General features: G+C 38.8%; 13 protein-coding genes and 1 pseudogene. 4 read left to right on the top strand and 10 right to left on the bottom strand.

Going from position 1 to position 16187, the window contains the following annotated elements:
- Window positions 1-290 precede the first annotated feature (290 nt).
- A complete protein-coding gene (locus tag FTV32_RS12555) occupies window positions 291-992 on the top strand; it encodes an SIMPL domain-containing protein (protein WP_180028835.1) in 702 nt (233 codons plus the stop codon).
- A 50-nt stretch (window positions 993-1042) separates the two neighbouring features.
- On the opposite strand, the gene FTV32_RS12550 is transcribed toward FTV32_RS12555, so the two are convergent.
- Both FTV32_RS12550 and FTV32_RS12545 read right to left on the bottom strand, forming a co-directional pair.
- The gene (locus tag FTV32_RS12550; RefSeq protein WP_035267144.1) at window positions 1043-2137 is read right to left on the bottom strand and encodes an acyl-CoA desaturase; all 1095 of its coding nucleotides are present in this window, start codon (window positions 2135-2137) and stop codon (window positions 1043-1045) included.
- Between the two features lie 12 nt (window positions 2138-2149).
- On the bottom strand, window positions 2150-3220 hold the full coding sequence (locus FTV32_RS12545) for a flavin reductase family protein (RefSeq protein ID WP_180028834.1): 1071 nt from the start codon (window positions 3218-3220) through the stop codon (window positions 2150-2152).
- 139 nt (window positions 3221-3359) lie between these two features.
- On the opposite strand from FTV32_RS12545, the gene fabR reads away from it, so the two are divergent.
- Entirely contained in the window at window positions 3360-4040 is a 681-nt protein-coding gene (fabR, locus tag FTV32_RS12540; protein WP_092767102.1) for an HTH-type transcriptional repressor FabR, read from the top strand.
- A gap of 43 nt (window positions 4041-4083) precedes the next feature.
- On the opposite strand, the gene FTV32_RS12535 is transcribed toward fabR, so the two are convergent.
- Window positions 4084-5790 carry an AMP-binding protein gene (locus tag FTV32_RS12535; protein ID WP_180028833.1) on the bottom strand — a complete coding sequence of 569 codons (1707 nt, stop codon included), beginning with the start codon at window positions 5788-5790 and terminating at the stop codon, window positions 4084-4086.
- A gap of 318 nt (window positions 5791-6108) precedes the next feature.
- Here FTV32_RS12535 and FTV32_RS12530 point away from each other — a divergent pair, with 318 nt between their 5' ends.
- Window positions 6109-7311 carry an iron-containing alcohol dehydrogenase gene (locus FTV32_RS12530; protein WP_180028832.1) on the top strand — a complete coding sequence of 401 codons (1203 nt, stop codon included), beginning with the start codon at window positions 6109-6111 and terminating at the stop codon, window positions 7309-7311.
- 82 nt (window positions 7312-7393) lie between these two features.
- Window positions 7394-8197 carry an enoyl-CoA hydratase-related protein gene (locus FTV32_RS12525; protein ID WP_180028831.1) on the top strand — a complete coding sequence of 268 codons (804 nt, stop codon included), beginning with the start codon at window positions 7394-7396 and terminating at the stop codon, window positions 8195-8197.
- Window positions 8198-8226: 29 nt separating this feature from the next.
- Here FTV32_RS12525 and rapA read toward each other — a convergent pair whose 3' ends face one another.
- The 7 genes and pseudogenes from rapA to FTV32_RS12490 all read right to left on the bottom strand — a co-directional run.
- The gene (gene rapA, locus FTV32_RS12520; RefSeq protein WP_180028830.1) at window positions 8227-11064 is read right to left on the bottom strand and encodes an RNA polymerase-associated protein RapA; all 2838 of its coding nucleotides are present in this window, start codon (window positions 11062-11064) and stop codon (window positions 8227-8229) included.
- 203 nt (window positions 11065-11267) lie between these two features.
- Window positions 11268-11912 (bottom strand): RluA family pseudouridine synthase, encoded by a 645-nt coding sequence (locus FTV32_RS12515; RefSeq protein WP_180028829.1) that lies wholly within the window; start codon window positions 11910-11912, stop codon window positions 11268-11270.
- 160 nt (window positions 11913-12072) lie between these two features.
- On the bottom strand, window positions 12073-12783 hold the full coding sequence (locus FTV32_RS12510; protein ID WP_180028828.1) for a phosphopantetheine-binding protein: 711 nt from the start codon (window positions 12781-12783) through the stop codon (window positions 12073-12075).
- Window positions 12784-12790: 7 nt separating this feature from the next.
- A complete protein-coding gene (locus tag FTV32_RS12505; RefSeq protein WP_180028827.1) occupies window positions 12791-13207 on the bottom strand; it encodes a heme-binding protein in 417 nt (138 codons plus the stop codon).
- 89 nt (window positions 13208-13296) lie between these two features.
- Window positions 13297-14595 (bottom strand): glutamate-1-semialdehyde 2,1-aminomutase, encoded by a 1299-nt coding sequence (gene hemL / locus FTV32_RS12500; protein WP_180028826.1) that lies wholly within the window; start codon window positions 14593-14595, stop codon window positions 13297-13299.
- 31 nt (window positions 14596-14626) lie between these two features.
- Window positions 14627-15247 carry a thiamine phosphate synthase gene (thiE, locus tag FTV32_RS12495; RefSeq protein ID WP_180028825.1) on the bottom strand — a complete coding sequence of 207 codons (621 nt, stop codon included), beginning with the start codon at window positions 15245-15247 and terminating at the stop codon, window positions 14627-14629.
- 830 nt (window positions 15248-16077) lie between these two features.
- Window positions 16078-16187 (bottom strand): annotated as a pseudogene (locus FTV32_RS12490) (IS701 family transposase); the annotation flags it as partial.

Here is a 16187-nt window from a genome sequence, read left to right as displayed (position 1 = left end):
ATGTTTAATCTATTTCTAATACTACTTATTAGACCATTGATAATAGAATTATCCATGAATTACAAATTATTAATGCACTAATCCAAAGACAAGTTATATTCTCTTATTGTTCAACTACAATTCAATTAAAATACATTTTAAAAGCCTTGTTAAGGCGACTTAAGTCGTAAAATCAGTGTTGAATATTACAATTGCTACTATCTCATCACCAAATAATCACATTTTCTCTCCATCAAAAAAGATTAGAATATTCTGTAGAATATTCATCAGGTGAAGATACAGAGATAACAATGAAATTATTAAAACTGCCACTATTGATCTTAGCTACCGGGATTAGCTTTTCGGTACTTGCTGACACAGAACCTAAAACTAATATTATTAATCTTCAAGCAGACGCTTCTAAACAAGTCTCTAATGATGAAATGCACGCCATTCTATTTATTGAAAAAAGTAATAAACAGCCTGCACAACTTTCAACACAAATGACCCAATTGATGAATCAGGCCATCAACATCAGTAAAAAATACCCCCAAGTTAAGGTCGAAACAGGTTCTCAGACCACTTACCCTGTCTATGACAACAACAATTCAACAAAACTGAAGGAATGGCGCGGCCGCGCTGAAGTGAATATTGAAAGCAAAGATTTTAAAGCAGCGAGCCAGTTAATTAGCGAGTTACAACAAGATTTTCAAACACAATCGATTAATTTCACTGTTTCCACTGAAAAACGAAAGCAGGTTGAAAATGAGTTATTGACAGAAGCCACGCAAAATTTCCAACAGCGCGCTCAGGTTCTCACTAAAGCTTGGAATCGTTCTAGTTATAACTTGGTTAACTTGAATATGAACACCAATAATTATTCACCAAGACCATTAGCCATGGCACGTGCCGCAATGGTTGTAGAGAGTGCACCCGCTGCAGACTCACAAAATATGGCTGCTGGAGAATCAACAATCACAGTCAATGCAAATGGATCAATTCAATTAAAATAGTTCGCTATTAAAGTTCAAAAAGCCACTCAATAAGTGGCTTTTTTTGTTTCTTACTTTTTAAATGGGAAGGCATATTTCACAATACGTCCCAAAACCTGACCATATTGTTTAAATAAACTCGCATTATTGTAATTCAAGCCGTATTTTTCACACACCGCTTTCACTTTAGGCCCCATTTGACGGTAACGTCGAGCAGGAATATCTGGATAAAGATGATGCTCAATCTGATGACTCAAATGCCCCGTCAAAATATGGAATCCTTCAGAACCTGTCAGGTTAGAAGACCCACGAATTTGACGCATATACCAATGGCCACGGCTTTCATTTTCTAAAACTGACTTCGGAAAAACTTCCACATCTTTGGTGAAGTGACCGCAGAAAATGATACTGAATGTCCAAATATTACGAATACCATTAGCGACTAAATTACCTGTGAAAACGGGTAATGCTGCAGGACCTGCAATGAGTGGGAAGAAAACATAATCTTTAAATAACTGTTTCCCCATTTTCTTTTTCATCGGGTTCAAACGTTGTTGAAATTCTTCTTTGGTCATGCGCCCTTTTAAGCGCTTACCAATTTCTAAGTTCTGAATCGCTACACCCCACTGGAATAACAAACAGAATGGAATACTGTAAAGTGGTTGTAATAAATATCCTTTTTTCCAGCGTTGCTCTGGGAACAAACGAAGAATTCCATAACCAATATCATCATCCATACCTTTAATATTGGTATAGGTATGGTGTTTGTAGTTGTGGGTTTGGCGCCAATCATCAGATGTGCCGACGATATCCCATTCGTAAGTTGTCCCTTTAAATTTAGGGTCGTTCATCCAATCATATTGACCATGCATCACATTATGGCCCAACTCCATGTTTTCCATGATTTTGGCAAAACCAAGCAAGCCTGTGCCTAAAAGCCATGCTGGAGGAAACCAGCCAGCAAATAAGCATGCACGTCCAAGGATTGAACTGTAGCGAATCGCTGCATACACTCGCTTAATATACTTTTCGTCTTTTTCACCTAAATCATCAAGAACTTCCTGCTTAATTGCATCAAGTTCACGTGCGAGTTCATCAAGTTGTGCATCAGTGAGTTCACGATTTTTTGGGTTTTTGAAATATTGTGCTTGAACTGGCATATTCATGATTATTCTCGCTTATAGGTCGATAGTGAGATCAGACTGAGCTGAATTGATACAGATTTTGAGCAGATTTCCAGGCTCAGTATTTTCTGCACCATTGACGAGGTTTTTAGTTGCACCTTGCGCTTTATGGCATGCACATTTATTACATACCCCCATGCGGCAACCGTGCTGTGGGCGAATATTTTGTTGCTCTAAACTTGCAAGTATTGATTGTCCCTTTGGAATCGTGACGACCTTATTTGATTTCGTAAGTGTGACCTGAACAAAACCAGTTTCATCACTAATGAATGGTTCAACACTGAATGCTTCACCTTTAAATTTATGAACACGAGTATCAGTTAGTTGTTCAGCAACTTGCACAAATCCTGCTGGACCGCATGCATAAACCGTATATTGATCTAAGGATTCGATAGCAGTTAAATGAGAATCTTCTAAACGGGAATCAGCCACTTCATCTTGAGTGGTAAAAAATTCAACATTAAAATTTGAGTGTTGATTCGCCAAAGCAATCAACTCTGTTTGAAATGCTAAATCTTCTGTTTTTTTTGCCCAGTACATCAATTTAACTGGCTGAACTAATTTTTTTTCTTGCTGCAATAATGCCTTGATCAAGCTGTACATTGGAGTAATACCACTCCCTGCGGCCAGCATTAATAGAGGTGTATTTACACTTCCAAGTGTCATATCTCCATAGGGTGCACCAAACTCAACAATATCGCCTACCTCAGCAATATCGTTAATCCAAGAACTGACTACACCCTGATCGACTTTCTTAGCAGTCAATAATACATGTTGAGTGTCGATTTTGGTCAAACTATAGGTACGTTCAAAACAACGACCTCGTGTCGTGACAATAACTGGATGATGTTGCCCTGCTTCACCAAACTGAAATTTTCGATTAACCGCAATTTTTAAGCTGACCGTATCATTTGCAACTTGTGTACGTTCAACAATTTTGCCTAATGATTGATTCACCGACCAAATTGGATCGATCTTTTGCAACCAAAAATTGGCAGCATTCGGATCAAATACAGCATTTACTGCGGATCTAATCAAATTTTTAGGTTGCTTAACTGCTTGCATTATGGGCTCATCACAGTGGGTTTAGAATTATTATACACATGTATATATATTTGTATAGACACTTGTATATCATCTATTGATTTCCATATCCTGACACAGAGCGATATAATGCAACTCTAACTGTAAACTTCTGATATTTATGAGCAGCTCTACGATTACTCTTTCTCCTCTACATGCCAGTGAATCCGCATCCATTTTGGAGCATCCAACTGCACGTACAGTCGGAAGAAAAGCCACAATCACGAAAGAAGAATTATTCCAAGCTGCTCTCAACCTTATCGGACCTCAAAAAAGCATCGCATCTTTAAGCTTGCGCGAAGTTGCCCGTGAAGCAGGAATTGCGCCAAACAGTTTTTATAGACATTTTAAAGATATCGACGAACTTGCCATTGAATTGATTGATCGCTCAGGTATTGTTTTACGTCAAATCTTGCATCAAGCTCGCTTAAAAGCAGTTCGCAATTCAAGTATTGTGCGTAGTTCAGTTGAAGTATTTATTGAACAGTTAGATGCTGACGAAGGTAATCTGAGCCTGTTGTTACGTGAAGGTTATACTGGTTCTGCCTCTTATAAAGAGGCGGTTGAAAAACAGCTCAATTACTTTCAGCAAGAACTCATGGATGATCTTGTTCGTCTCGAGCAAAATAACTCTCATAAAATCAAGCATCCAGAATTGGCTGCAAAAGCGATTACTCAATTGGTATTCACTATGGGTGCTAAATTAATCAACATGCCACACGATGAAAGAAAAGTTGTAGCTGAACAAACGATGACGATGATCCGAATGATTTTAGAAGGCGCACGTCATCTGAAAGAATAAATACTGAGTGTAAAAAAAGCCCTTCAGTTGAAGGGCTTTTTTATTACTTTTCCCAAATAACTTCTTTATTTTGAGCAACCCAAGTTGGAATAAGGGCTTCGTACTTCGCCTCAATTTTATTACGCTTAATCTTCATAGTCGGCGTCAACATATCGTTATCCATCGTCCACAAATCCATAATGACCACAAAGAATGCAATTTTTTCATGTGGCTCAAGCTTTTCATTAATTTCATTCTTCAACTCAATTAATTTTGCTTCGATATCATCACGTTTATTATCTTGTTGCAATTTATTGCGAATTTCTTCTGCCAACATCACAAAGGCGATCGGCTGTTTATGGCTTGCACCACCAACACAGACAGATTCAATCATTTGGTTATTACCAATCTTTTGTTCAATTGGTACAGGCATCACATACTTACCTTTCTGAGTTTTAAAGATGTCCTTTACACGTCCAGTAATTTTTAGACGGCCAGTCGCATCAATTTCACCCATGTCTCCTGTTCTTAAATAACCATCCTCAGTCAAATCTTCAGCTGTTTTTTCTGGGTTCTTGTAATAACCCAACATTGTTCCTGGACTTCTGACTAAAATCTCACCATTCTCATCAATCTTGCAGTCTACTCGTGCTTGAACATGTCCGACATATCCACTCATATATTCACCCATACGTGTGATATGCGAGTATCCACAGTTTTCTGTCATTCCATAAACTTCAAGCAACTCTAAGCCCAAATTACGATACCATTTAATAATATCGACGGGTAAAGGTGCAGAACCCGTTAAAGCATAACGAACATGATTCAAACCCAATTTTGCCAAGAGTTTTTGCTTAATCTTATTGCCCAAGAATGGGATTTTAAACAACACGTTTTGTACATTAAGTGGAATTTTTTCATTAATCCCCAAATAAAATTTAGTCCATAAACGTGGCACAGAAAAGAAGATCGTTGGTTTTGCACGATTAAGATCTTCAATAAATGTATCTAATGAATTGGCAAAATAAACGGTAAAACCACAAATCATCACCGATGATTGAATAAATACACGCTCTGCAACATGAGCTAGCGGCAAATAAGATAAAGCACGATCTTTTTCTGAAACACCAAACGTAGATTTCAGCTCACTCGCAGGTGAGAGTAAGGTCTTATAACTTTGCATAACGCCCTTAGGTAGACCTGTACTGCCCGAGGTATAAATAATGGTCGCAAGCTCATCCTCGTTTGGAAAATAAGGCTCACTGGTTGGTGCTGTTTTTGCAGTGATTTCATCCCATGTCGGCGCATTATAGTCAGGCGCCAATGGCAATTTAATACAATGCATATCTTGCGGGATGATTTGTTTTACATCGTTCCAACTATCTCCAATGCCATCCAACTTACCGATAAACAGAGCCTTAGTTTCACTATGATCTAGAACATATTTGGTGCCTTCACCATTGAGAGTCGTATATAAGGGAACCGACACGTGCCCTGCCATCCAAATGGCAAGATCTGCCATGATCCAGTGCGCACTATTTTTACCAAAAATTGCAATCTGTGAGCGGCCTGGCAAATTCAGAGATTGTAAATAAGCAGCCATTTTTTTGACTTGACTGGCCACTTCTCCCCAGGTGTATTTAATCACCTGACCATTTGGTAAAGGCTGAACCAAGAAATCTTGGTCTGGCGATTTATTTTCCCAATACATTAAGTAGTGAATATGAGTTGGTAAAAACTCAAATTGGTTGTTGTGCTGATTTACTTCCATGTGAAATGACTCCCAATAACGCATCATTGTTGTTATATAATGACTCATAACCGAAAGCTGATTTAATCGTTTTAAACTCGTCCTGAGTTCCTGATTGCCGAGTAAAAACTACAGCTTTACGATTTAAATTTTCGAATTATTTTCTATTTTCTATCATGAATTCTGATCAAAATCCAACCATTATTTTGCTCAGTTTAATTGCGCTATATTTTTGATAAAATTGTAATTTAAGACCAATGTGTTGATGATTATCGCCAATGTACTTGGACAATGATTATCCTATAACTAAATCAAACTCATGGATAGAGATTGATCATTATGGCTCAGATTGCCACTATTTTACGTGCAAAAACTCAACTCATGGCTGTCAAAGCCCTCACCCTTGCAATTCCAGTATCACATCCTCTCGTATTTGCAGGTGAAGATTCATCAATGCAATTGTGTGGCAATATTGCTCAGCTCGGCATGAAAAAAGTGATGATTGTGACTGATGCAGTATTAGTCAAATTAGGTGTCATACAACCCATTCAAGATCAATTACAGCACAATGGGATTGAAGTTGTTATTTTCTCTGATGTAAAACCTGATCCAACTTGTGAAATTGTCGAAAAATCTCTAGCACTGTTTAAAAATACCGGATGCGATAGCGTATTGGGTATAGGGGGTGGTTCGACGATTGATACAGCAAAAGTATTAGCACTCGCAGCCGCAAACCATAAATCGCCTAAACAACTTTTTGGAATTTTAAAAAGCCGTAAACCTGCATATCCATTGTTCGTGATTCCAACCACCGCAGGTACAGGTTCTGAAGTTACCATTGCCGCAGTTATTTCAGACAGTAAAACTCATATTAAAGGCTTAGTTATTGATCCCAAAGTCGTTCCATTAGCAACTGCTTTAGATCCCGTCATCATGAAAGGCATGCCACCTGCTATCACTGCTGACACTGGTATTGATGCCCTTACTCATGCAATTGAATCGTGGGTAAGCGGATTCGCCAACAAACAATCAGATTATTACGCCAGTGCAGCCATGAAATTGATCATGGAAAATTTAAAAACTGCATTTGAAGATGGTCAGAATATTGCAGCACGTGAAGCAATGGCGCTCGGTTCTCATTATGCTGGTTTGGCAATGAATAGTGCTGGAATTGGCTATGTACATGCTTTGGCGCATCAATTAGGGACTCAATATCAAATCCCACACGGACGCGCTAATGCCATTATCTTGCCTCATGTTCTAGAATTTAATCGTAAAGCATCAGAAAAACGCTTAGCACTAGCAGCGAAGAAAATTGGTTTAAGCTCGTCACACACTTCGGATGAACAAGCCGCAAATATATTCATTCAAAGCGTAAAGCAATTACTCAAAGATTTGAAAATCAATACTGAGATTCCGAATTTAAAAAAGCAAGATTTCCCAGAGATGATTAAATCTGCTTTTACTGAAGCCCATGGAATTTATGCCGTACCAAAATACATGAATTATTCAGATGCTGAGCAAATTTTAAATCGACTTTAATGCCAATAATAAGGCACGAATAAAAGCTCAGTATACCATTGTGTCTACTGAGCTTTTTTAATTTGCGACAAGGAATGCCGCTATGTTAAAAAATTTAGATCCACTAAACCCTTTTATTCATATCACGATCGAGCAAAGAATCCTGACCATCAAAATTGATCACCCCGAGCAAAAAAATGCTTTAACTGGGGAAATGTACAATGACATTGCAAAAATATTGGATGCGGCAGATCAATCTCAACAAGTGAATGTTGTGATTTTACAGGGTAACGAACATGATTTTACCGCAGGAAATGATCTGAAAGATTTTATGTCTGCCGCTCAAAAATATGTTGGTTTAGCCGCTGATGCTACACCACCATTTGTCTTCCTAAAAGCGATCGCAAGATTTTCTAAACCTATTATTGCTGCGGTACGTGGCTGCACTATAGGCGTTGGCGTCACTATGCTATTTCACTGTGACATGGTATACGCGCACCCCGATACAGAATTTCAAATTCCATTTGTAAGTTTGGGATTATCTGTAGAAGGTGGCACCAGCCTTCTTTTCACTGAGTTGGCTGGTTATCATATGGCTGCCGAATTATTGCTCACAGGTCGAAAATTTTCAGCGGAAGAGGCGCTAAAATGTCGAATCATCAATCAGATTTGCGAGCAACCTGAACAATTAGCTTTACAGCGGGCTCAACAGATGAGTCAACTGCCAATGACCACGCTAAAAATTATTAAAAAACAAATTCGACCCGAGCAAGATCAAATTCAGAATTGTATTGTTCAGGAAGCTGAGGTTGTTGCAGAACGTTTAACATCGCCTGAAATGATTGAAGCCGTGATGGCTTTCTTACAAAAAAGAAAACCTGACTTCAATCAATTTCTGCAGTCCTAAAAAAGCACCCTAGGGTGCTTTTTTTTATTTTATGGCTTTACCACCACCAAGACTCGAATCGCTTCAGGCGTTACAGCTAAACCTTCTAAAAGGCTTAAGCCTTCTTTTTGAAGCTTCTGCAAACGTGCAATTTCATCTTCGCGAATACTTGGGTTAAATTGTTTCAAATAACTTAAACGATCAATTTCATATTGCCATTTATTGCTATAAATTTCTTTCGCTTGCTGTTTTAATTCAGGCAAAGCACCTTTTGCAATGTCTAAAGCTTGTGCATAACGTTGTTCAACGACATCACGACGTGCTTTCACCACTTGGCGACAACTATTACCGTCAAGATGATGTAAGTATGGTTTCAAAATATCTGGTGCAATTTTAGCTGATAAATCTTGGCCCTTTTCACTTAATAACACACGAATCAATTGTGTTGGTAAACTCGCTGGCAAGTTCAATGCTTTCGGTGCAATCACATCCACTTTGAACCACACCTCAACTAAAACTGAACCTTGTGGTAAAGCTGCAGACTTCAATAACGCCACATTGGTACTACCAAACGATTGCGTATTGATCATTTCCATGACACTTTCAGTGAAAGGATGCTCAAGCGTTATGTATTGCGCATCTTCACGGATCTGAGCCTGATCACGATAGAACGTCACGGTCATGCCTTCCTCATCCAAAGTCAGACCTTGGACTTGCATTTGATCAGTAGGCTTGATAATCACCGTGCCATTACTTTGCTCATCAAAATCAATATTGGTTGATGCCATGAAGCGTTTCATAAACATTGGCAAAGTCGTATTATCATCATACTCTTCAAGTGCTTGCACAATTTCTTGCGCAACCATTGGACGACAAGAATTGTATTCCAATAAACGATCACGTCCTGCTTGTAGCTCTTGCTCTAAGGCTTCACGTTGCACACTTACAGCTTCAAGAAGATCTTCAAACGCTTGACCTTTATCAGCCAACAAGCAATCTTTAAGATCAACAATAAAGTTCTCTTGTAAGGTTTGCGCAGTTGGAGAAATATTGCTGAAAATATTTAATGCTTCATTGTACCAACGGAACATGCGCTCTTGTGCAGTGCCCACTAAATATGGCACATGAATCTGAATACGGTTTTCTTGACCAATACGATCAAGTCGACCGATACGCTGTTCAAGCACATCAGGGTTCGCTGGCAAATCAAATAGGATTAAATCTGAAGCAAACTGGAAGTTACGACCTTCTGAACCAATTTCTGAACACAATAAAATCTGAGCACCATACGAATCTTCCGCAAAATAAGCAGCTGCTTGGTCACGCTCTAATAGACTCATGCCTTCATGGAACATTGCTGTACGGATCCCTGCATGGATACGTAATGCATTTTCTAAAGCTTCAACTACAGGCCCACTACGCGCAATGAGTAAGACTTTTTTATGCTTTAACTGAGTACGGAGCATTTCCATAATCCACGTTACACGCGGATCAGTTTCCATCCAAGCCCCGTCCAATTGCGCTTCTTCTGGCCACATTTGTTCACGAAGTTTACCATCCATCGACCATCCTTCTGGCGCAGGTAATGGTGCAGGCTGACAATCACGACCAGGGAAGCCTTGAATCGCTTCACGTGTATTACGGAATAGTACACGTCCCGTACCGTGACGATCTAACAATTCATGAATTGCACGGAAACGCTGTTCTGGCTCATCTTCAATCTTGTGACCCAGTAACTGCTCAATTGCTTGGAAATGATCAGCTTCAAGAGGTTGATCCGACATCAGCACTTCTGCAATTTGAGCTGTTTGCTGATATTTTTCCTCTTCATCTAAGAAACGATCAAGCGAACTAAAACGTTGCGGATCGAGTAAACGTAAACGGGCAAAATGAGACTCGACCCCTAACTGTTCAGGCGTTGCAGTCAGTAAAAGTACGCCTGCAGTTTTTTCAGCAAATTCTTCAACAAGGTCATAGCGGTCATTACCACCTTCTTCTTCTGACCACATCAAATGATGTGCTTCATCCACCACAAGCAAATCAAAACCTGCTTCGAGCGCTTGCTCACGTAAATCTTCATGGTCGATCATGAGATCAACAGACGCAATGATGCACTGTTCAGTTAAGAACGGATTCAATTCTGGATCATGTTCTTTGATCGAAGCAGTACGCGTTAAATCAAATAGCGAGAAATTCAAATTGAAACGGCGACGCATTTCAATCATCCACTGATATTGCAGCGAATCAGGAACTAAAACGAGGATGCGTTCAGAACGTCCTGTTTTAAGTTGCTGGTGTATGATTAAACCTGCTTCAATAGTTTTACCTAGACCAACTTCATCCGCCAATAAGACACGTGGAGCAAAGCGCTTACCTACTTCATGCGCGATATAAAATTGGTGAGGAATCAATCCAACACGAGCCCCCACCATGCCACGTAATGGACTATTTTGCATATTAGCTTGCATTTGTAATGCTTCAATACGCAGGTCATACCATTCTTTATAATCAATTTGGCTTGCCAGTAAACGATCAAGTGGTTTAGACAATTGAATCGTCGCACCAACACGAGTTTCATTTAATGATTTACGTTCATCAGTACCATCTTGTAACTGACGAATGACGTTGTAACGAATAACGCCACCACGCTCTTCTAATGATTCGACTTTCCAGACGATGCCCTCTTGGTCTTGAAGCTCATCATTCACATTGAACACAATTCGAGATAAAGGTGCGTTACTACGTGCATAGACACGGGTTTCGTCACTTTTAGGAAAGAGGATACTAATTGATCGTTCATTTACATCAATCAAAACCCCTAAACCTAACTCTGTCTCTGTGTCTGATAACCAACGTTGACCAATAGCAAACTGCTGCAATTTTTCCACCTTATCTCAAGTTAGGACTGAAAACTTATGCTCAAACAGGAGATGATTTGAGCAAAATTTAACGTCTATAAGCAATATATTTTGACATAAAGCCCACCAAAAAGTGAGCAATATTTAGCAACGATATACTTAATTGATCATAACCATAATTTCATCATGATCAGATCATAAAAATATTCGTATGCTGATTTTAAAATGTGTATTTAGAACGGCACTGGACAATGAAAGTTCAGTCGTTCACCGGTAACAGGATGATTGAAACTTAACTGCTCTGCATGCAAACAGAGTCGATCTTTCAAAGCTTGTTGCGCTGGTGTTGCATACAAAGTATCCCCTACGATGGGATGCCCTAAATGCTGCATGTGAACGCGAAGTTGATGTGCTCGACCTGTGATTGGCGTTAATTTTACGCGTGTCACCCACTGATCTTGAATTTGAAATTGTTCAACTGCTTCCCAATGCGTTAACGCTGCTTTATTGTGATGCGCATCTACGATATGCAATGGCGGACGCGATGGGTCGTAAATCACAGGAATATCTACAGTTCCTTGACCTTTTACACATCCCACGACTAGTGCTTGATAAGTTTTATCCGTTTCACGTTCTTGAAATTGGCGAGAGATCGATTTTTGACCTGTTTTACTGAGTCCAAACACCAATAAGCCTGATGTATCACGATCTAAACGATGAATCAGAAGCGTACGTGGTTCTTCTTGAAGAAGACGATTGATAACGCAATCTTGAAGATCAGGCGTTTTGCCCGGAACAGAAAGTAATCCAGCTGGTTTGTGAATCACCATAAAATCTTGATCACGATGAATGAGATGTTCCTGAAGAAAATGACTCAAATTTCTATTCCTAGCAGATCGTGAAAACAAGGCGGCAATAATAGAAAGCTTAGCGATAAATTACAATCTTGAAATGGACAAACAGTGATGATTTTTCCGATATCTGATAGAAATTAAATCAATCTAACGATTCAAATGAATTAAGTTTTATTTTTGACATCTAGCAGTCTTTTCTCAGGATAGGAAGCAATTGAGAAAGTGTGCAATTTTGCCCAAATGATTCAAAATCTATATGTGCGCCATTGGCTCTCCACAAGCCAATCAAACTCACCATTGCGACCGAATCTAAGCCATAGCGTCTTAAATCTTGAAATGGATCAATTTCTAAAATATCGAATTCGAGGTATTCAGCAATAGACAGCAATATACCCTTTTCAGAAAGAATAAATGAGGACGGCGCACTCAATTCCAGCATTCGAATCATGGCAGAGGTGTTAATATGATGAATACCTTGTTCTACACAGTTCTCAATCCACTGTAAATGTTGGCTCTTCGTTTCTACATGAACAGCATCGTTCACCACACAAATTTGAGGAGTAATCGAAATGATATGCTGTAAAAGTTGCTTTATAGGTGAATTGATCATGCCAGACACAATCAGTTGTTTTTTTTCTGCCAGTAATTCACCCAACTGCGCTACTTTAGAAAATGATTGCTGCTCTTCAATTTCAATCACTTCAATATCTAAAGCCTGCGCTTTTTTAATTAAGCGATTTAAATGAATTAATAATTCTTGATGTTGGTCATTGCTATATTCAGCTAAACGTTGAAATCCAAAAACCACCAAGACGCATTGTTCAGCTTCAATGGACCACTTTGCCAAACTCGCGCTGAGTTCAATTTTTTTGGGTGGTGTATAAAAATATGACATTGCCACTCTAATCAGCTAAAGCCAAGAAAACTTCAATGGCATGCAGCGCAATTTCAGCATCTTCAAAAGATTTAGCACCTGAAACTCCCACGGCTCCCACCAATTGCCCTTGATAAATAATGGGTTCCGCACCTTCTAACATTCCCGACAATGAGTGAACAGTCAGAAAACCCAATTGCCCATCTTTGATCAGCTCTTCAAAAATTTGAGATGGGTGGTGGCTCAAAGCTGAACATTTTGCTTTTTCAGCTGACAAATTCGCAGTCATCGGAGATGCACCATCCATGCGTTTCATTGCAAGTAAACTTCCAGTTTCATCTACAACAGAAATACTGACATTCAACTTTTTATCAATCGCATATTGTTGCGCACGCGTCAGTAAGAACTCCGCGTCTTCTAAAGTTAAATAATGTTTTAATTTCATTTCTATTTTAAGTCCGTGAATTTTATACGTGCAAAAAAGCCTACAGTATTTACACTGTAGGCTTATGTTAATAGATTTTCAAAAAAATTCTATTTTAAACGCGCAAATACATTCTTAGCTGCTTGAATAGTGAACGCAATATCCTCATCGGAATGCGCACTTGAGATAAAACCGGCTTCAAAAGCAGAAGGCGCTAAATTTACACCTTCATCCAACATGCCATGGAAGAATTTACGGAACATTTCAACATCGCATTTCAACATTGAATCAAAGCTTGTGATATCTTCTTGATCAGTGAAATACAATCCAAACATACCTCCAACCTGTTGAGTCTTAAATGGTATACCTGCTTCATCAGCGGCAGTCTGTAAACCAATCAATAACTTTTCAAGCTGTGCGGTTAGATTTTCATAGAAACCTGGTTGACGAAGATGTTTAAACATCTCAATCCCAGCTCTCATTGCCAGCGGGTTACCTGACAAAGTTCCTGCCTGGTAAACTTTACCTAGAGGCGCAATACATTCCATCACCTCCCGCTTACCACCAAATGCACCTACAGGCAGACCTGCACCAATAATTTTACCTAGCGTAGTTAAATCAGGTGTAACGCCGTAGTGTGCTTGAGCTCCACCTAATCCCACACGGAATCCAGTCATCACTTCATCAATAATGAATACTGAACCATGCTCATCACACACATCTCGAATGGCTTGCAAGAATCCATCAATTGGTTTAACCAAGTTCATGTTACCTGCAACAGGTTCAACAATAACACCCGCAATTTCGGAACCAAACTTAGCAAAGCATTCTCTTAAAGTCGCAATATCATTGTATGGAAGCGTCAAAGTATGTTTTGCAAAATCAGCAGGAACACCCGCTGATGTCGCCTCGCCTTCACCACTTGTGAGTAGACCAGAACCTGCTTTCACTAAAAGTGAGTCTGAGTGACCATGGTAACAGCCCTCAAACTTAACAATCTTGTCACGACCTGTATACCCACGTGCAAGACGAATCGCAGTCATTGTTGCTTCTGTCCCTGAGTTGGTCATACGTACCAATTCAATCGACGGCATAATTTCACAGATAATATCTGCCAATGTCGTTTCATGCACTGTAGGTGCACCAAAACTTAGACCATCAACAGCGGCGTCTTGAACAGCTTTAATAATCGCAGGGTGTGCATGTCCTAAAATCATTGGTCCCCATGAACCCACATAATCTACATAGCGTTTGCCATCTACATCATACAGGTAGGCACCTTGAGCTTTTTCAATAAATACCGGTGTACCGCCTACACCATTAAAAGCGCGTACTGGCGAATTCACACCACCAGGAATATGTTTGCTGGCTTGTTTAAATAGTTGTTCTTGCTTAGGAGATAAACTCATGAAAATCACTCAACTCAAAAAAGTAAAAAATTTAAGCTTGTTTAGCAAACAGCTCTGACCAATCATAAACACGTTGACCTACGGTTGACATCGAACGACCCAATACATCGCTAATGACAGCACAAAGATCTGCTCCAGCAGCAATCACTTCAGCGCCATTTTCAACCGTCAAACCACCAATCGCGCAAATAGGTACATTTAGTTTTGCTTTTGCAGCTTTTAACGTTTCTAAACCAATATTGCCTGCTTCAGGTTTGGTTTCTGTCGCATAAATTGCGCCAAATGCTACATAATTTGCGCCGTCTGCGATCGCTTGCTCAGCTAGTTCAATAGAATTATTACAACTACGTCCAATTAAGACATTTTTTGGCAATCGTTCTACAGCCTCATGGATTGAACCATCATCTTGACCAAGATGCACACCCACGCCATATTTGACTGCGGCCTCTAAATCATCATTGATGACAAAAGGAACCTTATATTGATTACACATATTCTTCATGTATTCAATTTCATAAGCTTGATCTTCTTTCGCAACGTTTTTACGACGATACTGAAGTACTGCAACTTCATAAGTTGCCATCGCTCCTTCAAGCTTTGCTAATAGAAGTTCAATAGGATCATCGTTGGTGATTAAATACAAACCGCGCATAAAGAATAACTCTAGGCAAATACTAAAAAATTTAAAACATTATAGGACAAAGCCTTCCAAGAACACATTGATAAAATGTAGAAATTAACAGGCTGTATTGTTGACTAAGCGTATTAAAGATATTGATTGAAATGAATTTGAGAAATTTAATCCAAGAAAAAATTGGCTCCAATACGTTTGAATATATTCCATCTAGTTCTTCGAAAGACACACTTAAGTAGATAAAGGAAATTTGCGAAAAAAGAGATATGTTGCCTGCGAAGGAGCCTATACCTGGCATTAGTTATAAACGAATCAGTATGAAAACACCTTTTAGCATGTCATGCACAGCAAATGCTTAAGGGATTCCCTCTTCCATTAAAGTACAGTCAATAATTTTGTATAATCTCAATTATGTTAAATAGATGCGTTTAATTATTTGATTCAGTACTTAATTCATAATGTTTGATAACTTCATCAATAATCAATCGTAAAACTTGCCGGCAACTAATGGACATAAATAGCTTCGTCAGAAAGTTTTTTAAAATTAACAATTTGATTGTTTTCTCTTTCAGAGATCTACTGAGGGTAACTCAGATTAAGCCTTTAATTTTCCTATTTTTATTTGTTTATTTAAAGCGCTCGAATAGTATCAAAATGAGTGAAGCACCAATATTATCAATACATTTTCTTAATTCATTCAATTTTATAAAACGTTTTCATATAAATTAATTTTATCATTCATCATAAGCCCCCATTATTTATTCTATTGATGGCTCGCTCTAATTCATCATAATGATGAATACTCTCATCTGTAATTGATTTTTTTAGTATTTAGGACTTACGCACTATTATTTATAGATTCTCTGTGGTAGCAGATGATTTTTATCGAGAATAAAGTCATCAATGAAGTTTTTGATAACTGGTCTAAATAATTTCTTCTGCCAACGATATACATTTT

Source organism: Acinetobacter sp. YH16032 (assembly GCF_013417345.1).
GTDB lineage: Bacteria > Pseudomonadota > Gammaproteobacteria > Pseudomonadales > Moraxellaceae > Acinetobacter.
This window is presented reverse-complemented; position numbering and strand designations above follow the sequence as displayed.